Origin of the sequence: Streptomyces sp. NPDC096040 (assembly GCF_040303265.1) — a bacterium.
GTDB lineage: Bacteria > Actinomycetota > Actinomycetes > Streptomycetales > Streptomycetaceae > Streptomyces.
The window spans coordinates 141934-166290 of sequence record NZ_JBEOTA010000019.1; the positions used below are offsets into that span (position 1 = coordinate 141934).

Genomic DNA, 24357 nt, shown 5'->3' on the forward strand with positions numbered 1-24357 from the left:
AGAAGCGCACAACCCAGAAGCATCGACGCAGAAGATCCTGACACCGGGGTAATCCGTGAAAAAGCTCTCCGCACGACGACGCCATCCGCTGGCGGCGGTCGTCGTCCTACTCTTTGCGCTGGCGGCCACTGGGGGGCTGTATGCCGCGCTCGCGCCCGCGGGCCAGGCGCAGGCCGACGTAGCCTCCCAGTCCCTGACCATTGAGGAGGGCAAGAAGCTCTACTCGGTCGGCTGTGCCAGCTGCCACGGCACCGGCGGTCAGGGCTCGTCCGACGGTCCCAGCCTGGCCGGCGTGGGCGCCGCCGCGGTCGACTTCCAGGTCGGCACCGGCCGTATGCCGGCCGCCACCTCGGACGGTCCGCAGGTCCTCAAGAAGAAGAACATCTACAGCCAGGCCCAGATCGACCAGCTCGCGGCGTACGTCGCCTCGCTGGGCGCCGGTCCCGAGGTGCCCACCAAGGAGCAGTACGGCCCGAGCGGTGCCGACGTCGCCGCGGGCGGCGAACTGTTCCGCACCAACTGCGCGCAGTGCCACAACTTCGTGGGTGCGGGTGGCGCGCTGACCAAGGGCAAGTTCGCGCCGAACCTGGAAGGCGTCGACCCGAAGCACATCTACGAGGCCATGCAGACGGGCCCGCAGAACATGCCGTCCTTCCCGGACACCACGCTGTCCGAGAAGAACAAGAAGGACATCATCGCGTACCTCGACGCGGTCAACAGCCCCAAGACGGAGAACCCCGGCGGTCTGAACCTGGGCGGCATCGGGCCGGTCAGCGAGGGTCTGTTCGCGTGGGTCTTCGGTCTCGGTGTCATGATCGCGGTCGCCGTCTGGGTCGCCGCTCGGACCGCAAAGGCCAAGAAGTCATGAGTAGCCAAGAGATTCCAGAAGAGAACCTGCCCGCTGAGCAGGATCACGCGCACGGCGCGGTGAGCGTCGCGGACGAGAAGGACCCGTTCGCGGACCCCGGTCTGCCGCCTCACGAGCATCGGATCCAGGACATCGACGAGCGGGCCGCCAAGCGGTCCGAGCGCGTCGTGGCCCTGCTGTTCACGATCTCGATGCTGGCCACCGTCGGCTTCATCGCCTCGTACGTGACGATCCCGCACGACAAGTCGATCTTCGTCTTCCCGCTCGGTCACATCAGCGCGCTGAACTTCGCGCTGGGCCTGACCCTCGGTGTGGCGCTGTTCTGCATCGGCGCGGGCGCGGTCCACTGGGCCCGCACCCTGATGTCCGACGTGGAGGTCGCCGACGAGCGGCACCCGATCGAGGCCCCTCCCGAGGTCCGTGCCAAGGTCCACGCGGACTTCAAGCAGGGCGCCAAGGAGTCGGCGCTCGGCCGGCGCAAGCTGATCCGCAACACGATGTTCGGCGCGCTGACCCTGGTCCCGCTCTCCGGCGTCATGCTGCTGCGCGACCTCGGCCCGCTGCCCGGCACCTCGCTGCGCCACACGCTGTGGTCGAAGGGCAAGCTGCTCGTCAACATGAACACCAACGAGCCGCTGCGTCCCTCCGACATCGCCGTCGGCTCGCTGACCTTCGCCAAGCCCGAGGGCCTGGAGGAGACCGACGAGGAGTTCCAGAACCAGATGGCCAAGGCGGCCCTGATGATCATCCGGCTGCAGCCGGACAACATCAAGGACAAGCGCGAGCTCGAGTGGTCGCACGAGGGCATCGTGGCCTACTCGAAGATCTGCACCCACGTCGGTTGCCCGATCTCCCTGTACGAGCAGCAGACCCACCATGTGCTCTGCCCGTGCCACCAGTCCACCTTCGACCTCTCCGACGGTGCCCGAGTGATCTTCGGCCCGGCCGGTCACGCCCTGCCGCAGCTGCGCATCGGTGTGAGCGAGGAGGGCTACCTCCAGGCGCTCGGCGACTTCGAGGAGCCCGTCGGTCCTGCTTTCTGGGAGCGCGGATGAGCACTACAGAGAACACAGAGTCCCGCGCGCGCGGGAAGGCACCGGCCGGCGAGCGTGTCGCCGACTGGGCCGACGGACGGCTCGGGATCTACTCCCTGGCCAAGTCCAACATGCGCAAGATCTTCCCCGACCACTGGTCGTTCATGTTGGGCGAAGTCTGCCTGTACAGCTTCATCATCATCATCCTGACGGGTGTCTATCTGACGCTGTTCTTCCACCCGTCGATGAACGAGGTGGAGTACCACGGCAGTTATGTCCCGCTCCAGGGACAGCTGATGTCCGAGGCGTTCAGCTCGACCCTGCACATCTCCTTCGACGTGCGCGGTGGTCTGCTCGTCCGGCAGATCCACCACTGGGCCGCGCTGATCTTCCTCGCCGGCATGTTCGTGCACATGATGCGCGTGTTCTTCACCGGCGCGTTCCGCAAGCCGCGTGAGATCAACTGGCTGTTCGGCTTCCTGCTGTTCGTCCTGGGCATGTTCACCGGCTTCACCGGTTACTCGCTCCCGGACGACCTGCTCTCCGGCACCGGCGTCCGCTTCACCGAGGGCGCGGTCCTGTCGATGCCGATCGTCGGCACGTACATCTCGATGTTCCTCTTCGGCGGCGAGTTCCCCGGTCACGACTTCGTGGCCCGGTTCTACTCGATCCACATCCTGCTGCTGCCGGGCATCATGCTCGGCCTGGTGGTCGGCCATCTGATCCTGGTCTTCTACCACAAGCACACGCAGTTCGCGGGTCCCGGAAAGTCCGAGAAGAACGTCGTCGGCATGCCGCTGCTGCCGGTCTACATGGCCAAGGCCGGAGGCTTCTTCTTCCTGGTCTTCGGTGTCATCGCGGTCGTCGCGGCGACCACCCAGATCAACCCGATCTGGGCCATGGGCCCCTACCGTCCGGACCAGGTTTCCACCGGCGCCCAGCCCGACTGGTACATGGGCTTCGCCGAGGGTCTGGTCCGCTACTTCCCGGGCTGGGAGATCAACTTCTGGGGTCACACGCTCGTCCTGGGCGTGTTCATCCCGCTGATGCTCTTCGGCCTGGTCCTGGGTGCGATCGCGGTCTACCCGTTCATCGAGTCCTGGGTCACCGGCGACAAGAGCGAGCACCACATCCTGGACCGCCCGCGCAACGCTCCGACCCGCACCGGGTTCGGTGTCGCCTGGGTGACCGTGTACATGGTCGGCCTGGTCGGTGGTGGCAACGACCTCATCGCCACCCACTTCCATCTGTCGATCAACGACGTGACCTGGTTCGTCCGGATCTTCTTCATCGCCGGACCGGTGATCGCGTTCATCGTCACCAAGCGGATCTGCCTCGGCCTGCAGCGCCGGGACCGCGAGAAGGTGCTGCACGGTCGCGAGACCGGCATCATCAAGCGGCTGCCGCACGGTGAGTTCATCGAGGTGCACGAGCCGCTCAGCCAGGAGCAGCTGCACACCCTCACGGCCCACCACCAGTACGAGCCGGCCCAGGTCGGCGCGGCGGTGGACGAGAACGGTGTCGAGCGCAAGATCAAGGGGACTGAGAAGCTCCGCGCCAAGCTGAGCAGCGCCTACTACGGCGACGACAACCAGATCCCGAAGCCCACCGTCGAGGAGTACAAGGAGATCACGAGCGGCCACGGCCACCACTGATCGACCGCGTCGCCACGCCACGGCCGAAGGGCCCCCGTCCGGTGTACGGACGGGGGCCCTTCGGCCGTGCCTGCGGCTGGATAGGGTAGCCCTGACACTGCTTTTTGCCGGTATGACGATCAGGAGCGGCCTTATGAGCGCTGTGACCCCCGCTGGAGGCGACACCGCGGCGGGCCGTTCCTGGCCCGGGGTACTGAACGCGCTGCTGTACGGGCAGGACCAGAGCGCCGACGCGACGGCCTGGGCGATGGACCAGATCATGCGCGGTCAGGCGACCGACGCCCAGATCGCCGGGTTCGTCGTGGCGCTGCGGGCGAAGGGCGAGACGGTCGACGAGATCAACGGCCTCGTCCGCACGATGTACCAGCACGCCAACGTCATCGAGGTGCCCGGCCGCACGGTCGACATCGTCGGCACCGGCGGCGACGGCGCCAAGACGGTGAACATCTCCACGATGTCCGCGCTGGTGGTGGCCGGCACCGGGGCGAAGGTCGTCAAGCACGGCAACCGGGCCGCGTCCTCCGCGTCCGGTGCCTCGGACGTGCTGGAGAAGCTCGGCGTCAACCTCGACCTGACCCCGCAGCGGGTCGCCGAGGTCGCCGAAGAGGCCGGCATCACCTTCTGCTTCGCCGTCAAGTTCCACCCCGCACTGCGCCATGCGGGCGCGGCCCGCGGCCAGCTGGGCATCCGCACGGTGTTCAACATCCTCGGCCCGCTGACCAACCCCGCGCGGGTGCGGGCGCAGGCGGTCGGCGTCGCGGACCCCCGTATGGCACCGGTCGTCGCGGGCGTCTTCGCCGAACGCGGCAACTCCTCCCTGGTCTTCCGCGGCGACGACGGCCTCGACGAACTGACCACGACCTCCACGTCCCATGTCTGGATCGTCCGGGACGGCAAGGTCACCGAGGAGACCTTCGACCCGAGGGACGTCGGCATCGAGCTGGTCCCGGTGGAGGCGCTGCGCGGCGGTGACCCGTCGTACAACGCGGAGGTCGCCCGCCGGCTTCTGGACGGCGAGACGGGCCCCGTCCGTGACGCGGTCCTGCTGAACTCGGCGGCGGCGCTGGTGGCCCTGGACCCGGGCACCGCCACGCTGGCCGAGCAGATCCGCGCCGGCATGGACAAGGCGGCGGAGTCGATCGGCTCGGGCGCGGCCAAGCGGGTGCTGGAGCGCTGGGCGGCGGCGACGAACAAGTAGGCGCCGGGCGGCCAGTAGAGGCCGAACGGAAAGAGAAGCGGCGCCGACGCGCGCCTTCGTCCCGTCATCCGGACAGAAGTTGCGCGTCGGCGATCACTTCATCTACGTTTTTTGCCAGGTCATGAGTGACAGTCATGAGGCCCCGGCCGACTGTCCGGCAACCCTCCGTCCGTGGCGGGGTGCCCCGGGTGAAGACCAGGCCGTAGGCAGCGAGGTCTACGGCAAGCGCGGATCCCTCGGACCCCAGGGATCCTGGTCGTCGAGGGAGTCTCCCGTGAGCAAGCGAATGCGCTAGGGCGTCGAGCCCCGCCTCCGCACACCCACTTTCTCTTTCTTCCTTCCTCTCACGGGAGTTCCGCCATGTCCGTCTCCACCGCTGTCTCCGCTCAGTCTGTTTGTGCCCCGCTGCCCGTTCTGGGCCGTGATGTCACCGTCCCGCTCGTCACCGGCGGCGAGGTCACCTACGCCGCCCTCGACTACGCGGCCAGCGCCCCCGCCCTCCAGCGGGTCTGGGACGACGTGGCCGCCTACGCGCCCTACTACGGCAGCGTCCACCGAGGCGCCGGCTACCTCTCCCAGCTCTCCACGGACCTCTTCGAGAACGCCCGCAGGACGGTCGCCGAGTTCCTCGACTGCCGCCCCGACGACCAGCTGATCTTCACCCGCTCGACCACGGACTCCCTGAACCTGCTGGCCCGCTCCCTCCCCGCCGACTGCCAGGTCTTCGTCTTCGAGACCGAGCATCACGCGAGCCTGCTGCCCTGGCAGGACACCCGGGTCACCTACCTCGACGCCCCGCGCACCCCGCGCCAGGCCGTCGAGACCCTGGAGAAGGCCCTCGCCGATCGCGACCCCGACGGCCCGGCCCTGGTCTGTGTCACCGGTGCCTCGAACGTCACCGGCGAACTGTGGCCGGTACGGGAGCTGGCCGCGGCGGCCCACACGCACGGCGCCCGGATCGTCCTGGACGCGGCCCAGCTGGCCCCGCACCACCCGGTGAGCGTCCGCGACCTGGACGTCGACTGGATCGCCTTCTCGGGCCACAAGCTGTACGCCCCCTTCGGCTCCGGCATCCTCGCCGGCCGCTCCGACTGGCTCCGGGCGGCCGAGCCGTACCTCGCGGGCGGCGGCGCCAGCCGCAAGGTCACCCGGCGCGAGGACGGGGGAGTGGCCGTGGAGTGGCACGAGAGCGCCGCCCGGCATGAGGCCGGGTCGCCCAACGTGATCGGTGCCTACTCGATCGCCGCCGCCTGCAAGGCGCTGACCGAGGCCGGCTTCGACACGCTGGTGGCCCGCGAGCGGCACCTGATCGAGAAGGTGCGGACGGGTCTGGCCGAGGTGCCCGAGGTCCGTGTCCTCTCCCTCTTCGGCGACGACGCCCCGCGCGTCGGTGTGATCTCCTTCGTCGTGGAGGGCTGGAACAGCTCCCACTTCGCCGCGGCCCTCTCCGCCGAGTACGGCATCGGCGTCCGCGACGGCCTCTTCTGCGCCCACCCCCTGGTCAGGACCCTGCTGGGCTCCGACGCCCAGACCCAGGGCGAGTGCGGGGCGCCGGAAGCGGCACCGGGCGAGAAGTCCCTCAACGCGATCCGGGTGAGTTTCGGAGCGGGCACGCCGGACGAGCACGTGGAGCGGTTCGTCAGCGCCGTGAAGGAACTGGTCGCCGACGGTGCCAAGTGGACGTACCGCACGGAGGAAGGCCGCTGCGTACCGGCGGTGTGATGCAGACCGGCCTCAGGGGCAACGTCCCAGGGGGCGCGGGGGCTGTGTCAATGTGCGGCTACCGCCGCGTGGGCGCGATCGGCCCCCACCGGCCCGCAGCCGGGCACGAAGCGTCGTGGTCCACTGCGGGTCCGTCCTGGCTGAGCGCGCAGTTCCCCGCGCCCCTTGCGGGGCACCTCAGCCGACGTTTCTCAGCTGTCCAGGCCGATCGCGAACGCGGCCTCCAGGTCGTGCTGCGAATAGGTACGGAACGCTACGTGCGTGTCCGTCCCCTCCACGCCCTGGATCTTGCTGATCCGCCCCGGGATCACCTCGGCCAGGTCCTCGTGCTCCCGCACCCGGACCATGGCGATCAAGTCATACGTACCGGTGACGGAGAAGACCTCGCTGACGCTGTCCAGCGCGGCGATCTGTTCCGCGATCTCGGGGATCCGGTCCACGCTGGTCTTGATGAGGACGATCGCGGTGATCACGGCTGGTTCTCTCCCTCGGGTGCCGGAGCTGGGGCGGGTTTCACTTTAGTCCCACGGCCGTACCGCACCCACGCGTAGCCGAGTCCGAGCCCGAAGCCGACCAGGTGGGCGAGGTAGGCCACGCCGGGGCCGGAGGGGGCCTGGTTCAGGGCCAGCCACTGCAGGGCCGCCCAGAAGGGGAGCACCACCCAGGCCGGGAACCGGAGCGGAAGGAAGAAGAGGAAAGGCAGAAGACTGGTCACGCGGGCGCTGGGGAACAGGTACAGGAACGCCCCGAGGACCGCCGAGATCGCCCCGGACGCCCCCACCAGCGACTGCTGGGACGTGGCGTTGGCGGCCGCGTAGCCGAGCAGAGCGAGATAGCCGCAGCCGACGTAGAAGAGGGTGAACTCCAGGCGGCCCATCCGCTCCTCGGTCATCGCCCCGAAGACGAAGAGGAACAGCATGTTGCCGAGCAGGTGCACCCAGCTGCCGTGGATGAACAGCGCCGTGGCCGGGGTGAGCGCCTCCCGGGCCGGACCGTCGAACAGGTCGGCGGGGACGACCCCCCAGCGCCGGAAGTACGCGCGCTGCGCGGCCGCCAGGGCGTCCCCGGTGCCGTAGGACGGGGTGAAGCCGGACGCCGGGCCGAGCACGAAGATCAGGCAGCAGACGGCGATCAGGGTGTACGTCATGGGCGCCGACGTGCCCCTCAGGCTCCGCAGGGTCCGGGCGGCCGTCGTGTTCCGGTTGCCGATCATGGACATAGAGCATGGCGTAACGGGATGCACTGGTGCAGATCGCCTCGCCGCCGCGGAGGGGGCGGCGTCGAGTACTCGCCAGGCCGTAGGGTAACGAGCCACACGCGTCGGGACGGCGCGTCACGGACACTAGAAGGAAGCGAACAGTCACGATGACGGTTCCCCTGCCGACCACCACGACGCGGTGGCGCTGCACCCTCTGCGGCAACCTCACGCGCTTCGACGTGACCCGCTCGTCGAAGGTCGTGGAGTACGTGCACCTCGACCTGGCCGGTGAGCCCAAGGTCGAGGAGCGCGAGGTGGTCAGTGAGACCATCGAGTCGGTGCGCTGCCGCTGGTGCAACGCGGTGGACCAGGTGGAACTCGTGGACAGGCCGGGCGCCGACTCCTGAGACCGGGAGGCGGCCCCGCACAGGTGATGGGGTGTGACGGATGGTGGAGACCACAGGCGGGGGGCCGGCCGACGGCACCGCTGAGGTGCTTGACCGTCCGCTGCCCGACGGCGTGCGACGGCGTGTCGTACAGATCGTGTCGGACGGCTTCGGCGGGCTGACCGTCGCCGAACTGCCCGCCCAGCTGCGGCAGTACGCCCGTTTCGCCCCGAATCGGCGGGCCAAGTTCGCCGGGAACGCCATGGCGACCGCGCTGGAGACGGACACCCTCTTCCGGCAGCGGATCGGGGAGAAGCTCAGAGAGGCCCAGCCGCAACTCGCCGGCGCGCTCGACTCCGGCGCTCCGCCCCCGGCCGCGGACCCGCTCGATGTGGCGGCCGCGGCCTATGTACTGCGCCCCGCGGGCTGGGTGAAGCTGGTGACGGCGGCCGGCGAGGAGGCCCAGCGGGCCGATGCCGAGCGTGCCGACGAGGAGAGCCGGGCCGAGCTGGAGCGGCTGCGCGAGGAGCTGGACCGGGCCCGGGAGCTGACCCGGTCCGAGACGGAGCGGCTGCGCGTCGAGCTGGACGCGGCGAAGAAGGAAGCGGAGTCGCTGCACCGCAAGCTGCGCGCCGCCCTCAGTGACGTCAAGCGCGGCGAGGCCGCGCTGCGCAAGCTACAGGCCGAGATGGAGGCGGTGCGCACCGAGGGGCAGGTCCAGGTGTCCGCCGCCGAGAGCGAGGGCCGGCGGCTCAAGGCCCGGCTCGGCGAGGTCGAGGCCGCCCTGGAGGCCAGTCGCCGCGCCGTCCGCGAGGGACGCAGTGTCGAGGACATGCGGGTACGGCTGCTGCTCGACACCGTCCTGGACGCGGCCCAGGGGCTGCGCCGTGAACTGGCGTTGCCGCCGGTGTCGGTGCGGCCCGCAGAGACCGTGGATGCGGTCGAACCGGGACGAATGACCCCGAAGGACATCGCGGCCCGAGCACTTTCCGAGAACGATCCGGCCATTCTCAATCAGCTACTCGCCCTGCCTCAGGCGCACTTGGTCGTCGACGGCTACAACGTGACCAAGACCGGCTATCCGCAGATGCCGCTGGAGAAGCAGCGGCTGCGACTGCTCGGCCAGCTCTCCCAGCTCGCCGCGCAGACCGGCGCCGAGGTCACCTGTGTCTTCGACGGCGCCGAACTGGCCGCGCCGGTGCTGCTGGCCCCGCCGCGCGGGGTCAGGGTCCTCTTCTCCAAGCCCGGTGTCACCGCGGACGAACTGATCCGCCAGCTGGTGCGTGCCGAGCCGCCGGGCCGCCCGGTGATCGTCGCCTCGACCGACCGTGAGGTCGCCGACGGGGTCGCGAAGGCGGGTGCCCGTCCGGTGGCTTCTGCGATGCTTCTGAAGCGACTGTCCTGAAGGTTCAACAGACATACGCTATGCCCGAATTGACCGAACCGTCACGCAACGTAGCGTCAATCGAGCATCACGACACGTGAGTTATGTGCAAAGAGTGCGTTGCGTGACCAGATTTTTGGCTGTTGAGTTTGAACTGATCACGGGAAGGTCACTAGGGTCAGGCCTCGAACCTCCACACGGGTGATCACTCAAACGAAGGAGCCCGTCTCCGTGGCGTCCCATCGTCGACCCAAGCAGCCGAGTCGCGCGCGCGTGACCGTACTGACCACCGCGGCCGCTGCTGCTGTCGTCCTCAGCGCCAACGCCGCCAACGCGGCGCCCAGCGAGAAGCTGAGCAAGGACGAGGTCAAGGCAAAGGTCGACAAGCTCTACCAGGAGGCCGAGCAGGCCACCGAGAAGCTGGACGGCGCCAAGGAGAAGCAGCAGGAGCTGCAGAAGGAAATCTCCACGATCCAGGACAATGTGGCCCGTGGTCAGGAGGACCTCAACAAGCTGCGCGACAGCCTCGGTTCGCTGGCCACCGCGCAGTACCGCTCCGGCGGCATAGACCCCTCCGTCCAGCTCTTCCTCTCGTCCAACCCGGACGACTACCTCGACAAGGCGTCCACGCTCGACCAGTTGAGCAGCCAGCAGGTCGAGGCCCTGAAGAAGATTCAGGACAAACAGCGCGAACTGGCCCAGGAGCGGGCAGAGGCCACGGACAAGCTCAAGGACCTCTCCGCCACCCGCACCGAGCTGGCCAAGCAGAAGAGCGCCGTCCAGTCCAAGCTCGCCGACGCGCAGAAGCTCCTCAACACCCTGACGGCCAAGGAGAAGGCCGCCCTGGACGCCGAGCAGGCCCAGGCCGCCAGCCGCGCCTCCTCCCGGGTGGACCTCGGCAACACCGGCTCCGCCTCCGGCCGGGCCGCCGCCGCCTTCTCCGCCGCCCAGTCCGTGATCGGCTCGCCGTACGTCTACGGCGCCTCCGGACCGTCCTCCTTCGACTGCTCGGGTTTGACCTCCTGGGCCTACGCCCAGGCCGGCGTCACCATCCCGCGCACCTCCGAGGCGCAGGCCAACGCCGGCACCCGCATCTACAACGAGAGCGACCTCAAGGTCGGCGACCTGGTCATCTTCTACGGCGACTACCACCACGTCGGCCTCTACGCGGGCAACGGCCAGGTGCTGCACGCCCCGCACACCGGTGCTGTGGTGCGCTACGAGTCGATCGGCGACATGACGTTCGAGTTCGGCGTCCGGATCTGACCCCACCGGGTTACGACGACACCCGTACAGCCCAAGATCAACGCGAGGTGACGCCCGAACGGGCGAATCACGACAACCGAAGATGACTCCACGCCCCGCCGGTGACCTGCGTCAGCGGCGGGGCGTCGCGTTGTGGGCGCGCAGAGGTCTTTGGCCGTGGACCGGTCGTATGGCTAGCATCGCCGCGTTCGGCGACAGAGTTGTCGGACCTACCGCCGGACGGGCGGGAAGTCACGCCTGCGGAGGCCGCGTAGGACCAGCCCACACGGGTTGGCGGCGGCCTTGAAACAGGAACCCGTGGTGGCGCCGCGCTGTGCGGTGCGGACCGGAATCCCCTGCCCTCGGGCGGGGGAGGGCGTCAAAGTCCGGCGCGTCTCCCCCTGTACCCGGGGAGACCGTCGGCGTCCGACAAACGGAAGGAGCGCGGTTTCCTGTGGGGTCTCATCGCCGTCTCGCATCGTCCGGGTTCAACCGGGGCGCCGGTGCCGCCCTCTGTGTGCTGTCGGCCGCGGCAGCCGGGCTCGGCGCCGTGCCCGCGAGCGCGGCCCCGCAGGGGAACACCCGCGCCGAGGTGGACCGGCTGTACCGGCAGGCCGAGGAGGCGACCGAGGCCTACGACAAGGCCGATGAGCGGGCCGGTGCGCTGCGCCGCGCGGTCAACGACTCCCAGGACCGCATCGCCCGCCAGCAGCAGCGCATCAACGTCATGCGGGAGGCGCTCGGTTCGCTCGCCGGCGCCCAGTACCGCTCCGGCGGTATCGACCCCACCGTCGCCCTGCTGTTCTCCGACGACCCCGAGGACTACCTCGACCGGGCGTCCCTCCTCGACCGCATCGACGTCCGCCAGGCCGGGCAGCTCAGGGATCTCCAGGCGGCGATGCGTGAACTCGCCCAGGAGCGCGCCGAGGCCGCCGGCGACCTCGCCGAGCTGGAGCGCAGCCGCAAGGCGGTCGCCTCCCACAAGGCCACCGTGGAGAAGAAGCTCGCCAGGGCCCGGCGACTGCTCAACGCGATGCCCGCCGCCGACCGCGCCGCCTTCGAGCACGCCTCCCGGGGCGACGACCGCGCCGACCTGCCCGACCTCTCCGGCGTCGCCGCCCCCGACGGCCGCGCCGCCGCCGCGGTGGCCGCCGCCCGCGCCGCCCTCGGCAAGCCGTACGTGTGGGGCGCCAGCGGCCCCACCGGCTTCGACTGCTCGGGCCTGATGCAGTGGTCGTACGCGCACGCCGGGATCCATCTGCCGCGCACCTCGCAGGAGCAGCGCTACGCCGGCCACCAGGTCCCGCTCTCCCAGGCGCGCCCCGGTGACCTGGTCGTCTACCGCTCCGACGCCAGCCATGTGGGGATGTACGTCGGCAACGGACAGGTCATCCACGCCCCCTACCCGGGCGCCCCGGTCCGCTACGACCCGGTCGGGATGATGCCCATCTCCTCCGTCACCCGGCCCTGACTTTGGGGCCCCGACCCGTACGATCTGAAAGTGGCTGGTGGCAGACGGGCGTGGCGCTCAGGAGCGGTGGGGCTGTGTCTGCTGCTCCTGCCGCTGACGGGATGCGGCGGCGGACAGGCGCCGACCGGCTCGGCGATGGCCGAGGTGCAGCAGGTCCTGGACCGGCGGGCGGCCGCCGTCCTCGGCCATGACGAGGGCGCCTACGCCGAGACCGGCACCCGGAACGCGTACACGAACCTGCGGGCCGTACCCCTCGCGGACTGGAGCTACCGGCTGACCGCCCTGCACCCCGACGGCGCCGAGGCCACCGCCGACGCCCAGCTCCGCTACCGCATCCAGGGCTACGACAGGGCCCCGGTCACCACCGACCGCACCCTGACCCTCAGCCGCACCGCCGACGGCCACTGGTACGTCGCCGCCGACCAACCCGCGAAGAAGGCCGGGCAGCAGCTCTGGGACCAGGGCACGGTGACGGCCGTCAAGGGCGCGCACAGCCTGGTTCTCGGGGTCGGCCAGCCCAAAGACACCCTGCGGGACTACGCCGGCCTCGCCGACACCGCCGTCCCGGAGGTCTCGAAGGCCTGGGGCACGGACTGGACCCGGCGGGTGGTCCTGCTCGTACCCAGGTCGCTGAACGGCATGGCGGGCCTGCTGGGTGCCCCGGCCTCCAACTACCGGGGCATCGCCGCCGTCACCACCGGCGAGGTGGGCGGCGCCGGTCAGGCGCCGGCGGACCGGGTCATCCTCAACCCGGAGGCGTACGCCGAGCTCGGCTCGGTCGGCAAACAGGTGGTCCTCACCCACGAGACGACCCATGTCGCCACCCGCACCCACACCTCGGCCGCCACCCCGCTCTGGCTCTCCGAGGGGTACGCCGACTGGATCGGCTATCTCGACACCGGCCGTACGCCCACCGAGGCCGCACCGGAACTGGCCCGCGCCGTCCAGGCCGGCGACATTCCCGAGGGCCTCCCGGTGGACAAGGACTTCGGCTTCACCGACGACCCCACCAAGCTGGCCGAGGCCTACGAGGGCGGCTGGCTGGCCTGCCGGATGATCGCCGCCCACTGGGGCGAGGAGAGGCTCGGCGCCTTCTACCGGGCCGTCGGCGCCCACCAGGGCCGTACGGGCGCGGTCGAGGACGCGCTGCGGAAGGAACTCGGCACGACCCTGCCGGACTTCACCGCGCGCTGGCGGGACTATCTGACGGCTCAGCTCGGCGACTGAGCCAGCCGCTCGATCGCCTCCTTCAGCCAGGCCCCGCTCGGCCTTCCCTGTCGCCCGCGCCACCCGCAGCATGCTCTCCCGGAAGAGATCCCCGCTCTCCTCGGCCCGCACCGGCTCGCCGTCCGGGTGGAGAAGCCGGACGGGGTCTCCAGGAAGTCCAGCCTGCGGCGCAGTACGGCCGCCTGTGCAGTCGGGTCGCCGAGATGCCGCAGAAAGGCCAGGACGGTGTTGAAACGGACCTGGCTGTTGCCGGCCCGGGCTCAGGAGGGGACCGAGGTCTCCTTCGCGCGGGCGGCCTGAAAGGGCAGGGGAGCGGCCGGGGCCTTGGCCACCGTGGAGCGCCACAGCTGCCGGGCCGCCGTGACCGTCGCCGCGACCAGCAGGCCGTTGCGCAGGGCCAGCAGGGTGATGCCGTACCAGTCGCTCACCACGACGTGCGAGAAGCCGACCGGGAACTCCAGGACCGTCACGAAGGTCGCCAGCAGGACCAGCACCGCCGGCAGAGTCATCCGGCCGGCCCGGAAACAGAGACAGACGGCGGCCAGGCCCACCAGCCACACCATGTACTGCGGGCTGATCACCCGGCTGGTGACCGTGAACATCAGGACGGCGGTGAAGGCGGCGTCCGCGAGCGTGTGGGACCGGAAGCGGGCCGCGCACAGCCGCCACAGCAGCAGCCAGCCGAAGGCGCAGGCGGTCAGTCCCAGGGCCGCCGCGCTGACCGCCTTCACCTGCGGGCCCAGGAATTCGATCGAGCCGTAGTTCAGCAGCACCTCGCCGTGCCAGCCGTAGTGCCGGGCGACATGGAGGACCAGTGCGCCCAGGGACTCCACCTCGGTGCCCCGGTCCCGCTGGAAGGTCAGGAAGGCGAACGCGCCGGGCATGGCCACCGCGAACAGCGCCCCGACCACGCCCGCCGTGACCGCCGCCGACGCCCAGGCCCGTCGCCGTACGGCACCCACCAGCAGCAGCGCCGGCCACACCTTGACCATCGCGCCGAAGCCGGCCAGCGCGCCCATCAGCCGGGGGTGCCGGGCCCCGGCGAGCAGCGCGGCGACGGCGACCGCGGTGACCATCAGGTCGTAGCGGGAGTAGACGGTCGGGCCGAGGAGCGGGACGCCGAGCACCCAGGCCCAGGCGCCGCGCAGGGTGCGGCCGGGGCGCAGGCCCGTGTAGAGGAGGAGGGACAGCACCACCAGGTCGGCCACGAAGGCCAGCACGAAGAAGGCGGTCGGGTAGTCCAGGAAGGGCAGGAGGCCGGGGGCGAGGATCGCCAGGGCGGCCGCGGGCGGGTACTGCCAGGTGACGTCGTCCAGGGGAAACGTTCCGTGCCGGAGGACCTCGTACCACCCCTGGTAGATCACGGACACGTCGGTCGTGACGTCCGCGCCCGGGAACACGAACACCTTCAGCACGGACAGCAGCACCAACAGCCGGGTGGCGCCCCAGACGACCAGCAACAACGCCAGGGCACGCCTCTCGCCCGTCCTGTCCACCTGAGCCCCTGTCCTTCGCCCTGCCTTGAAGTGCGCCACATGATCTCCCGCCGGCCTGTGCGGGGGCCATGAAGCACGGCCGAACACACCGTGCGGGTAAGGTCGGCCGCGATGCACAAGACCCTCATCGTGACGAATGACTTCCCGCCCCGGCCGGGCGGCATCCAGGCCTTTCTGCACAACATGGCGCTGCGGCTGGACCCGGAGCGGCTCGTCGTCTACGCGTCCACGTGGAAGCGGAGCCGGGAGGGCGTCGAGGCCACCGCCGCGTTCGACGCGGAGCAGCCCTTCACCGTCGTACGCGATCGTACGACGATGCTGCTGCCGACGCCCGGGGCGACCCGGACGGCGGTCGGGCTGCTCCGGGAGCACGGGTGCACGTCCGTGTGGTTCGGGGCGGCGGCGCCGCTCGGGCTGATGGCACCCGCGCTGCGCAGGGCCGGGGCGGAGCGGCTGGTCGCCACCACCCACGGGCACGAGGCCGGCTGGGCCCAGCTGCCCGCCGCCCGGCAGCTGCTCGGGCGGATCGGCGAGGCGACCGACACGATCACCTACCTCGGCGAGTACACGCGCTCGCGGATCGCGACGGCGCTCAGTCCGGCCGCGGCCGGGCGGATGGTGCAGCTGCCTCCGGGGGTGGACGAGAAGACGTTCCACCCCGGGTCCGGGGGTGCCGAGGTGCGGGCGCGGCTGGGGCTGAGCGACCGGCCGGTGGTCGTGTGCGTGTCGCGGCTGGTGCCACGGAAGGGGCAGGACACGCTGATCCTCGCGATGCCGCTGATCCTGGCCGCCCAGCCGGACGCGGTGCTGCTGATCGTGGGCGGCGGGCCGTACGAGAAGGAGCTGCGGCGGCTGGCGCGGGAGACGGGGGTCGAGGCGTCGGTGCGGTTCACGGGGGCTGTGCCGTGGGCCGAGCTGCCGGCCCACTTCGGCGCGGGTGATGTGTTCGCGATGCCCTGCCGGACACGGCGGGGCGGGCTGGACGTGGAGGGCCTGGGGATCGTGTACCTGGAGGCCTCGGCCACCGGGCTGCCGGTGGTGGCGGGGGACTCCGGCGGGGCGCCGGACGCGGTGCTCGACGGGGAGACCGGGTGGGTGGTGCGGGGTGGGTCGGTGGAGGAGGCCGCCGAGCGGATCGGCGTGCTGCTGGGGGATGCGGAGCTGCGGCGGCGGATGGGGGAGCGGGGGCGGCTGTGGGTCGAGGAGCGGTGGCGATGGGACCTGCTTGCGGAGAAGCTCAAGACGTTGTTGTGAGCCGCCACCCGGGGAAAAGTCTGCTTCAAGGGACCGGGTCGACTCTGCCGCAGCTCTAGGCGGAACCGGAAAATCCGCACATGCTTCGCGCATGACAGCAAAACTGATGCAGCGTCAGATGACGAGACGTCACATCCTGGGCATGATCGCCCTCCAGACCGCGGCGGCGGCCGGTCTCACCCGTGTCGGGCTCCAGTCGGCGCAGGCCGCCGAGGAGGCGGCCGCCGTCGACAGCGCGCCCGCCATCGTGGTCGGTTCCGGGTACGGCGGGGCCGTGGCCGCGCTCCGGCTCGGGCAGGCCGGGGTGCGGACCCTGATGATCGAGATGGGGCAGCTGTGGAACACGGCCGGCTCCGACGGCAAGGTCTTCTGCTCCACCGCGGCTCCGGACAAGAGATCCATGTGGTTCAGGTCCCGTACGGAGGCGCCGCTCGCCAGCTTCCTCTGGCTGGACGTCGTCAACAAGGACATCACCCCCTATCCCGGCGTCCTGGACCGGGTGCACTACGACAACATGTCCGTGTACGTCGGCCGTGGTGTGGGTGGAGGGTCGCTGGTCAACGGGGGGATGGCGGTGACCCCGCTCCAGTCGTACTTCGCCGAGCAGTTCCCGACCGTGGACGCGAGCGCGATGTACAACACGTACTACCCGCGCGCCCGTTCCATGCTCGGGGTCAACACCGTCGACGCCACCTGGTTCGAGTCGACCGAGTGGTACCAGTTCACCCGGACCTCCAGGAAGGCCGCCGCCAACGCCGGCCTCAAGACCACCTTCGTACCCAACGTCTACGACTTCGGGTACATGCAGAAGGAAGCCGCAGGCACCGCCACCAGGTCCGCGCTCGCCCAGGAGGTCATCTACGGCAACAACTACGGCAAGAAGAGCCTCGACAAGACCTACCTTGCCGCCGCCCTCGGCACCGGCAACCTCACCATCCACACCATGGAGAAGGTGAAGTCCGTCAGCCGGGCGAGCGACGGGAGCTGGCTGCTAGGCGTCGACCGGATCGACGTGACCGGGGCCGTCGTCGAGACCAAGCAGTACAGCTGTACCTACCTGTTCCTCGGTGGTGGGAGCCTCGGGACCAGCGAACTGCTCGTGCGGGCGCGGGACACCGGGGCGCTGCCCGCGCTCAACTCCAGTGTCGGTGCCGGGTGGAGCACCAACGGCAACACCATGCTCGGGCGCGCCAACCACATCTGGGACACCACCGGCGCCAACCAGGCGACCATGCCGGTGATGGGCATCGACGACTGGGCCAACACCGGCAACCCGGTCTTCGCGGAGATCGCCCCGCTGCCCATCGGGTTCGAGACCTGGGTCAGCCTGTACCTGGCGATCACCAAGAACCCGCAACGGGCCTCCTTCACCTACGACTCCGCGAGCGACGGGGTGAAGCTGGGCTGGACCGCCGCCCAGAGCGCGGTCTCGGTCGCCATGGCCAGGAAGCTCTTCGACCGGATCAACGCGGCCAACGCGACGATCTACCGGTACGACCTGTTCGGGTCGGGCAGCAAGGTGTTCGCGGACGACTTCTGCTACCACCCGCTGGGCGGCTGTGTGCTGGGCAAGGCGACCGACGACTACGGGCGGGTCAGGGGCTATTCGAAGCTGTACGTCACGGACGGTTCGCTGGTGCCCGGGAACATCGGCGTGAACCCGTTCGTGACCATCACCGCGCTCGCCGAGCGGACGATGGAACGGGTTCTCGCCGAGGACATGTGAGAGGGGACGTGAGTGGACAGGCGAGTCAAGTGCCGCTCTACTTCTGGTAGATGGCCTCGATCTCGTCCGAGTAGTCCTTCGCCACCACATTGCGCTTGAGCTTCAGGGACGGCGTCAGGTGGCCCGACTCCTCCGAGAACTGGGAGGACAGAATGCGGAACTTCCGCACCGATTCCGCCTTCGACACCGCGGCGTTGCCGTCGTCGACAGCGGCCTGGATCGCCGCGATCAGGTCCGGGTCGTCACGCAGCGACGCCGCGGTGGCACCCGCCGGCTTGCCATGGTCGGCCGCCCAGCGGCCCAGGAACTCCTCGTCGACGGTGACCAGCGCGCCCACGAACGGCCGCCCGTCGCCCACCACCATGCACTCCGCGACCAGCGCGTGCGCGCGGATACGGTCCTCGATCACGGCCGGGGCGACGTTCTTGCCGCCCGCGGTGACGATGATCTCCTTCTTGCGGCCGGTGATCCTGAGGTAGCCGTCCTCGTCCAGGGTGCCGATGTCGCCGGTGTGGAACCAGCCGTCGGCCAGCGCCTCGGCGGTCGCGGCCTCGTTGTTCCAGTAGCCCTTGAACAGGTGCTCACCGTGCAGCAGCACCTCGCCGTCGTCCGCGATACGGATCACCGAGCCGGGCAGCGGCTGGCCGACCGTGCCGATCTTCTGCCGGTCCCAGGGGTTGAACGCGGTCGCCGCACAGGACTCGGTGAGGCCGTAGCCCTCCAGCACCGTGAAGCCGATGCCGCGGAAGAAGTGACCCAGGCGCTCGCCCAGCGGGGCGCCGCCGGAGATGGCGTACTCGCCCTTGCCGCCGAGCACCGCGCGCAGCTTGCTGTAGACGAGTCTGTCGAACGTCCTGTGTTTGATCTTCAGGCCGAGGGACGCGCCCGACGGCGTGTCCAGCGCCTTGCTGTACGCGATCGCGGTGTCCGCGGCCTTGTCGAAGATCTTGCCCTTGCCGTCCGCCTGTGCCTTGGCGCGCGCCGAGTTGTAGACCTTCTCGAAGACCCGCGGGACACCGAGGACCAGCGTCGGCCGGAACGCGGCCAGTTCGTCGGTGAGGTTCTTGATGTCCGGGACGCAGCCCAGCTTGATCGGCGCCATCATCGGGGCGATCTGGACGAGGCGGCCGAAGACGTGCGCGAGCGGGAGGAAGAGCAGCACACTGCACTCGCCGGTGCGGAACAGCGGGCGCAGGCGCTCCACGATGTTGCCGCACTCGGCGAAGAAGTTGCGGTGGGTGAGCACGCACCCCTTGGGACGGCCCGTCGTCCCCGAGGTGTAGACGATGGTCGCCGGGTCGTCCGCCTTCGCCTGCGAGCTGCGCTCCTCGACGGTCGCGTCCGTGACGCCCTGGCCGAGCCGGCCCAGCTCCTCCAGGCCGCCGGCCTCGATCTGCCAGACGTGCTTGAGGGCCGGCAGCGTCTCGCGCACCGACTCGACGGCGGCCACGTGGTTGTCGAGTTCGACGATGCAGGCGGTCGCGCCGGAGTCGCTGAGGATCCACTGCACCTGCTCAGGCGAGCTGGTCTCGTACACCGGCACGGTGACCGCGCCGGCGCACCAGATCGCGAAGTCGAGGAGCGTCCACTCGTAGCGGGTGCGGGACATCAGGCCGACCCGGTCGCCCGGCTGCACGCCGGAGGCGATGAGACCCTTGGCGGCCGTGTGCACCTCGGTCAGGAAGGCGGTGGCGGTCACGTCCTGCCAGACACCGCCTACCTTGCGGGCCATGACGGCGACATCCGGATGCTGCGCGGCGTTTCTGCGGACGATGTCGGTCAGATTGCCGTCCGCGGGGACCTCGTACAAAGCCGGAAGGCTGAACTCGCGCAAGACTGCTGCTCCTCATAGGGCGCCGGCGCCACGACGTTGTGCGATGCGACGGTGCGGTCCAAGGCTCGGGCAGGTACTCAGGGCTTCGCCACGGGCCGGAAGATCCGTTGGTTGAATTCCTGAGCACGACTGGACGGCCCGGACGTTACCCGCCGGTATGGCTTCTTCGACAGGGGGTCCCGGCGAGATGTTCGGTGCGTCACACAGGTTGGTGTTCCTTCGCGTACGGTAGTCCACGCCTTTAGTGACTGACCAGTAACCGCAGGCCCGGCCACCGCCTGTTCACGTTTGCCGCACAGGCCTACGCTTGATCACCATGGCAGCCACACCCTCCGGCAACCGGAAGACCCGTGTCCACGTGGTCAGTGACGTGCACGGCAACGCCCGTGACCTGGCCGGGGCCGGCGACGGCGCCGACGCCCTGATCTGCCTCGGCGACCTGGTCCTCTTCCTCGACTACGCCGACCACTCGCGCGGTATCTTCCCCGACCTGTTCGGCGTCGAGAACGCCGACCGCCTCGTAGAACTCCGCACCGCCCGCCGCTTCGAGGAGGCGCGGGAGCTGGGGGCCCGGCTGTGGGGCGGGATCGACATGGACCGGGCGACCGCGATCGAGAAGGCGGTGCGCAAGCAGTACGCCGAGATGTTCGCGGCGTTCCCGACACCGACGTACGCGACCTACGGCAATGTCGACATACCGCCGCTCTGGCCGGAGTACGCGGGACCGGGTACCACGATCCTCGACGGGGAGCGGGTGGAGATCGGGGGCCGGGTCTTCGGCTTCGTGGGCGGCGGCCTGCGGACCGCGATGCGCACGCCCTACGAGATCTCCGACGAGGAGTACGCGGCGAAGATCGAGGCGCTCGGCGAGGTCGACGTGCTGTGCACGCACATCCCGCCGGAGGTGCCGGAGTTGGTGTACGACACGGTGGCGCGCCGTTTCGAACGGGGCAGCCTGGCACTGCTCGACGCCATCCGGCGCACCAGGCCGCGTTATTCGCTCTTCGGACATGTCCACCAGCCGCTGGTGAAGCGGATGCGGATCGGGGCCACCGAGTGCGTGAACGTCGGGCACTTCGCCGGTACCGGCCGGCCCTGGGCGCTGGAATGGTGACGACGGCCCCGGACGGGGGTGAAGTCGGCTGGTCGGACGCGCGGTAGCCTTCACGCTGCACACGCGTGCGCACGCTCGCGCACGGCGACCCCTTGTACCGGTCTCACCGGCCCGCATCTGGAGGAGCCACGGCGATGGCGGAACACACCAGCTCGAGCATCACGATCGAGGCGGCCCCGGCCGACGTCATGGCGGTGATCGCCGACTTCGCCCGCTATCCGGACTGGACCGGTGAGGTGAAGGAGGCGGAGGTGCTGAAGACCGACGCGCGAGGCCGGGCCGAGCAGGTCCGTCTCGTGATGGACGCCGGTGCGATCAAGGACGACCAGACCCTCGGCTACACCTGGACCGGTGACAACGAGGTGTCCTGGACGCTGGTGAAGTCGCAGATGCTGCGGTCACTGGACGGCTCGTACCTGCTGAAGCCGGCGGGGGCCGGGGCGACCGAGGTCACCTACGCACTGACGGTGGACGTGAAGATCCCGATGCTCGGGATGATCAAGCGCAAGGCGGAGAAGGTCATCATCGACCGGGCACTGGCGGGGCTGAAGAAGCGGGTGGAGTCGGACCACTAGTTTGCCCACCCACCCGTTCGCCTTCTCGAAGGGGCTCGCAGCTGCGGGCAGTCGTACCGCTGGGGCGGCACGGGTGGGCGCTGGGGGTACCCCCTCTGGGGGAGGCACCCTGCCGACGCCGTTAAGTGACGCCCCCCGCGGCCGGCCCCAGCGCCGGGCACCGTCAAGCGAGACCCGCTTCGGTTACGGTTCACCCCCATGCGCACCATCCTGATCACCGGACCCGGCGGCAGCGGCCGTACGACCGTCGCCGCGGCCACCGCTCTGCGCGCCGCAGGCGAGGGCACCCCGACCCTCGTGCTCGGCGCCGACCGCACGGACACCCTCGGCGCGGCCCTGGGCACGGCGACAGGACCGGCGCCGACCCGCGTCACCCCCACCCTCACCGCCTGGCGCCCCGACGCGGCCGCCCGGTTCCGCGAGGACCTCACCGCCTTCCAGACCCGCGCCGCGAACGTCCTCGACCTCCTGGGCGCCTCCCGCCTGGACGCCGAGGAGCTCACCCCCCTCCCCGGCGCCGAGGAGCTGTCCTGTCTGCGCGCCCTGCGTGACGCCGCCCTCTCCGAGCGCTACGAGCTGCTCGTCGTGGACCTCCCGCCCGCCCCGCAGGCCCTGGACCTGCTGGCCCTCCCCGAGGAGCTGCGCCGCTATCTGCGCCGCCTCCTCCCGCCCGAGCGGCAGGCGGCCCGCGCCCTGCGCCCCGTCCTCGGCCGGCTCGCCGGCGTCCCCATGCCCGCCGACTGGCTCTACGAGACGGCCGCCCGCTGGGACGTCGAGCTGGCCGCCGTGGAGGCCGTACTCGCCGACCGCCACACCTCCGTACGCCTGGTCGCCGAACCCGGCCCGGCCGGTGCGGACGCCGTCCGCAGCACCCGCCTCGGCCTCGCTCTGCGCGGCCTGGGAACCGAGGCCCTGGTCGCCAACCGGGTGCTGCCCGAGGCCACGCCCCTGCACGGTCTCGTCGCCCAGCAGCGCAAGGCCCTCGCCGACTGGGCGGAGACGTTCGACGTCACCGCCGTCCCCCACCTCGGGCACGACCCGCGCGGTACCGAGGACCTCGCCGCGCTCGCCGTGCCCGGCGTCAACACCGCGCCCGCACCGGTCGAGTGGCCCGTCGCCGACCGGATCGGGGAGGACGGCGTCCTCGTCTGGCACATCCCGCTGCCCGGCGCGATACGGGACGGCCTCGACCTCATCCGGCGCGGCGACGAAGTCGTGATCACCGTCGGCGGCTTCCGCCGGATCGTCGCGCTGCCGTCGGTGCTGCGCCGCTGCACCGTCGCCGGTGCCGCGCTGCGCGACGGTGAGCTGCGGCTGCGCTTCGCGCCGGACCCGGATCTGTGGCCGCGCTGACGGTGAATCCGGCACGCCCGTTCGGGTAACGTCGTAAGAGCGAACCGTAGTCAGGAGTCGGTCATGAGCGAAGAGCGCCCCACAGCTGACGCCTCCGAGGCACCGGACGAGGTACGGGCGACGGACGCCGACGCCTGGGCCACGGCCTGTGCCGAGGACCTGGAGGCGGAGAAGGCCCGCCGCCGCGCCCAGTACGGCCAGCCCCCGGGGTCGGCCGCCGAGGAACTGCGCAAGCTCGTCGACGCCGTCGCCGACAAGCTCTCCGGCATCCAGACCCCGCTCCTCGGGGCGGTCGCCGGTCCCGCCGCCCAGCAGGTGGTCCGGCAGGTCGTACAGCAGGCGAAGAACGCCGTCGAGCCTGTCATAGAGCGCAACCCGGACGTCTTCGACCACCTGGCCGCGGCCGGCAGCGAGCTCCTCGCCGCCTACCGCTCCGCGGTCCAGGCCCAGGAGACCCGCTGGACCTCCGGCGGCCACGACAAGGGCGAGGACACCGGCCCCGGCGAACGCATCGATCTCGACTGACAGGCCCCCTGCCCGGCGCACCCGCGTTGTCGTCCCAGACGCCGCCGGGCCCGTCCCTGCAGGCGGACGACGGGAACCCGGGGGCAGGGCCTCGGGTACGGTTGGCCGTAGCGGGGCTCGACCGAAACTGAGGGATTCATGGGACTCACCATCGGCGTCGACATCGGCGGCACGAAGATCGCGGCCGGCGTGGTCGATGAGGAAGGCAACATCCTCTCGACCCACAAGGTGCCGACCCCGGGCACGCCCGAGGGCATCGTGGACGCCATTGCTTCCGCCGTAGAGGGTGCGCGCGCCGGGCACGAGATCGTCGGCGTGGGCATCGGTGCCGCCGGCTATGTGAACCGGCAGCGCTCCACGGTCTACTTCGCGCCCAACATCGACTGGCGCCAGGAGCCGTTGAAGGAGAAGGTCGAGGCCCGCGTCGGCCTCCCCGTGGTCGTGGAGAACGACGCCAACGCCGCCGCCTGGGGCGAGTACAGGTTCGGCGCCGGCAAGGGCCACCGCAACGTCATCTGCATCACGCTCGGCACCGGCCTCGGTGGCGGCATCATCATCGGCAACAAGCTGCGCCGCGGGCACTTCGGCGTCGCCGCCGAGTTCGGTCACATCCGCATGGTCCCGGACGGGCTGCTGTGCGGCTGCGGCTCGCAGGGCTGCTGGGAGCAGTACGCCTCCGGCCGCGCCCTCGTCCGCTACGCCAAGCAGCGCGCCAACGCCACCCCGGAGAACGCGGAGATCCTGCTCGGCCTCGGCGACGGCAGCCCCGACGGCATCGAGGGCAAGCACATCTCCATGGCCGCCCGCCAGGGCGACCCGGTCGCCGTCGACTCCTACCGCGAGCTCGCCCGCTGGGCCGGCGCCGGCCTCGCCGATCTGGCCTCCCTCTTCGACCCCTCCGCCTTCATTGTCGGGGGCGGCCTCTCCGACGAGGGCGAACTGGTCCTCGACCCGATCCGCAAGTCCTACAAACGCTGGCTGGTGGGCGGCAACTGGCGCCCGGTGGCAGACGTCATCGCGGCCCAGCTGGGCAACGAGGCCGGCCTGGTGGGCGCGGCGGACCTGGCGCGAGAGCCCGACCCGATCATGTAA

Annotated in this window: 21 protein-coding genes, 1 pseudogene and 1 riboswitch; of the genes and pseudogenes, 17 read left to right on the top strand and 5 right to left on the bottom strand. The window is 70.4% G+C overall.

Annotation, left to right across the window (positions count from 1 at the left end; genetic code table 11):
* The first annotated feature begins 55 nt into the window (after positions 1–55).
* The 5 genes from qcrC to ABTY98_RS26160 all read left to right on the top strand — a co-directional run bounded on the left by qcrC (position 56) and on the right by ABTY98_RS26160 (position 6477).
* Positions 56–868 carry a cytochrome bc1 complex diheme cytochrome c subunit gene (gene qcrC, locus ABTY98_RS26140; RefSeq protein WP_352223400.1) on the top strand — a complete coding sequence of 271 codons (813 nt, stop codon included), beginning with the start codon at positions 56–58 and terminating at the stop codon, positions 866–868.
* Positions 865–1923, top strand: a complete 1059-nt coding sequence (gene qcrA / locus ABTY98_RS26145; protein WP_352223401.1) for a cytochrome bc1 complex Rieske iron-sulfur subunit — start codon at positions 865–867, stop codon at positions 1921–1923. The genes qcrC and qcrA overlap by 4 nt, the downstream gene beginning before the upstream one ends.
* Positions 1920–3557, top strand: a complete 1638-nt coding sequence (gene qcrB / locus ABTY98_RS26150) for a cytochrome bc1 complex cytochrome b subunit (protein WP_352223402.1) — start codon at positions 1920–1922, stop codon at positions 3555–3557. The genes qcrA and qcrB overlap by 4 nt, the downstream gene beginning before the upstream one ends.
* A 133-nt stretch (positions 3558–3690) precedes the next feature.
* Positions 3691–4755, top strand: coding sequence for an anthranilate phosphoribosyltransferase (gene trpD / locus ABTY98_RS26155; protein WP_352223403.1), 1065 nt, complete (start codon positions 3691–3693; stop codon positions 4753–4755).
* 117 nt (positions 4756–4872) lie between these two features.
* A riboswitch (SAM riboswitch) is annotated at positions 4873–4989 on the top strand.
* 126 nt (positions 4990–5115) lie between these two features.
* Positions 5116–6477, top strand: coding sequence for an aminotransferase class V-fold PLP-dependent enzyme (locus ABTY98_RS26160; RefSeq protein WP_352223404.1), 1362 nt, complete (start codon positions 5116–5118; stop codon positions 6475–6477).
* A gap of 191 nt (positions 6478–6668) precedes the next feature.
* Here the strand turns inward: ABTY98_RS26160 and ABTY98_RS26165 are convergent, their stop codons facing one another.
* On the bottom strand, positions 6669–6950 hold the full coding sequence (locus tag ABTY98_RS26165) for an Lrp/AsnC family transcriptional regulator (protein WP_024882613.1): 282 nt from the start codon (positions 6948–6950) through the stop codon (positions 6669–6671).
* Positions 6947–7690 carry a rhomboid family intramembrane serine protease gene (locus ABTY98_RS26170; RefSeq protein WP_352223405.1) on the bottom strand — a complete coding sequence of 248 codons (744 nt, stop codon included), beginning with the start codon at positions 7688–7690 and terminating at the stop codon, positions 6947–6949. Before ABTY98_RS26170 ends, ABTY98_RS26165 begins: the two co-directional genes overlap by 4 nt.
* 152 nt (positions 7691–7842) lie before the next feature.
* Between ABTY98_RS26170 and ABTY98_RS26175 the strand changes: the two genes are divergently transcribed.
* From ABTY98_RS26175 to ABTY98_RS26195, 5 genes are all read left to right on the top strand, one after another.
* The gene (locus tag ABTY98_RS26175) at positions 7843–8082 is read left to right on the top strand and encodes a hypothetical protein (protein WP_352223406.1); all 240 of its coding nucleotides are present in this window, start codon (positions 7843–7845) and stop codon (positions 8080–8082) included.
* A 40-nt stretch (positions 8083–8122) separates the two neighbouring features.
* Entirely contained in the window at positions 8123–9466 is a 1344-nt protein-coding gene (locus tag ABTY98_RS26180; protein WP_352223407.1) for an NYN domain-containing protein, read from the top strand.
* 210 nt (positions 9467–9676) lie between these two features.
* Positions 9677–10711 (top strand): C40 family peptidase, encoded by a 1035-nt coding sequence (locus ABTY98_RS26185; RefSeq protein ID WP_352223408.1) that lies wholly within the window; start codon positions 9677–9679, stop codon positions 10709–10711.
* Positions 10712–11144: 433 nt separating this feature from the next.
* The gene (locus ABTY98_RS26190; protein WP_352223409.1) at positions 11145–12161 is read left to right on the top strand and encodes a C40 family peptidase; all 1017 of its coding nucleotides are present in this window, start codon (positions 11145–11147) and stop codon (positions 12159–12161) included.
* A gap of 30 nt (positions 12162–12191) precedes the next feature.
* A complete protein-coding gene (locus tag ABTY98_RS26195; protein WP_352223410.1) occupies positions 12192–13388 on the top strand; it encodes a hypothetical protein in 1197 nt (398 codons plus the stop codon).
* Here the strand turns inward: ABTY98_RS26195 and ABTY98_RS26200 are convergent.
* Both ABTY98_RS26200 and ABTY98_RS26205 read right to left on the bottom strand, forming a co-directional pair.
* Positions 13373–13627, bottom strand: a pseudogene (locus ABTY98_RS26200) (PadR family transcriptional regulator); the annotation flags it as partial. The gene ABTY98_RS26195 and the pseudogene ABTY98_RS26200 sit on opposite strands and share 16 nt — an antisense overlap.
* A 21-nt stretch (positions 13628–13648) precedes the next feature.
* Positions 13649–14884: a glycosyltransferase 87 family protein gene (locus ABTY98_RS26205; RefSeq protein WP_352223411.1), complete on the bottom strand. Its 1236-nt coding sequence runs from the start codon at positions 14882–14884 to the stop codon at positions 13649–13651.
* A 111-nt stretch (positions 14885–14995) separates the two neighbouring features.
* Between ABTY98_RS26205 and ABTY98_RS26210 the strand changes: the two genes are divergently transcribed.
* Both ABTY98_RS26210 and ABTY98_RS26215 read left to right on the top strand, forming a co-directional pair.
* Positions 14996–16138 (top strand): glycosyltransferase family 4 protein, encoded by a 1143-nt coding sequence (locus ABTY98_RS26210; RefSeq protein WP_352223412.1) that lies wholly within the window; start codon positions 14996–14998, stop codon positions 16136–16138.
* A gap of 91 nt (positions 16139–16229) precedes the next feature.
* Positions 16230–17864 carry a GMC oxidoreductase gene (locus ABTY98_RS26215; RefSeq protein ID WP_502994352.1) on the top strand — a complete coding sequence of 545 codons (1635 nt, stop codon included), beginning with the start codon at positions 16230–16232 and terminating at the stop codon, positions 17862–17864.
* A 37-nt stretch (positions 17865–17901) separates the two neighbouring features.
* On the opposite strand, the gene ABTY98_RS26220 is transcribed toward ABTY98_RS26215, so the two are convergent.
* A complete protein-coding gene (locus ABTY98_RS26220; RefSeq protein WP_352223413.1) occupies positions 17902–19698 on the bottom strand; it encodes an AMP-dependent synthetase/ligase in 1797 nt (598 codons plus the stop codon).
* A 316-nt stretch (positions 19699–20014) separates the two neighbouring features.
* Here ABTY98_RS26220 and ABTY98_RS26225 point away from each other — a divergent pair, with 316 nt between their 5' ends.
* The 5 genes from ABTY98_RS26225 (at position 20015) to ABTY98_RS26245 (ending at position 24357) form a co-directional block, all read left to right on the top strand.
* The gene (locus tag ABTY98_RS26225) at positions 20015–20812 is read left to right on the top strand and encodes a metallophosphoesterase family protein (protein ID WP_352223414.1); all 798 of its coding nucleotides are present in this window, start codon (positions 20015–20017) and stop codon (positions 20810–20812) included.
* A 134-nt stretch (positions 20813–20946) separates the two neighbouring features.
* Positions 20947–21387 (top strand): SRPBCC family protein, encoded by a 441-nt coding sequence (locus ABTY98_RS26230; RefSeq protein ID WP_352223415.1) that lies wholly within the window; start codon positions 20947–20949, stop codon positions 21385–21387.
* 198 nt (positions 21388–21585) lie between these two features.
* Positions 21586–22740, top strand: a complete 1155-nt coding sequence (locus tag ABTY98_RS26235) for an ArsA family ATPase (protein WP_352223416.1) — start codon at positions 21586–21588, stop codon at positions 22738–22740.
* 63 nt (positions 22741–22803) lie between these two features.
* Positions 22804–23265: a DUF5304 domain-containing protein gene (locus ABTY98_RS26240; protein ID WP_352223417.1), complete on the top strand. Its 462-nt coding sequence runs from the start codon at positions 22804–22806 to the stop codon at positions 23263–23265.
* A gap of 138 nt (positions 23266–23403) precedes the next feature.
* Positions 23404–24357 carry an ROK family glucokinase gene (locus tag ABTY98_RS26245; RefSeq protein WP_352223418.1) on the top strand — a complete coding sequence of 318 codons (954 nt, stop codon included), beginning with the start codon at positions 23404–23406 and terminating at the stop codon, positions 24355–24357.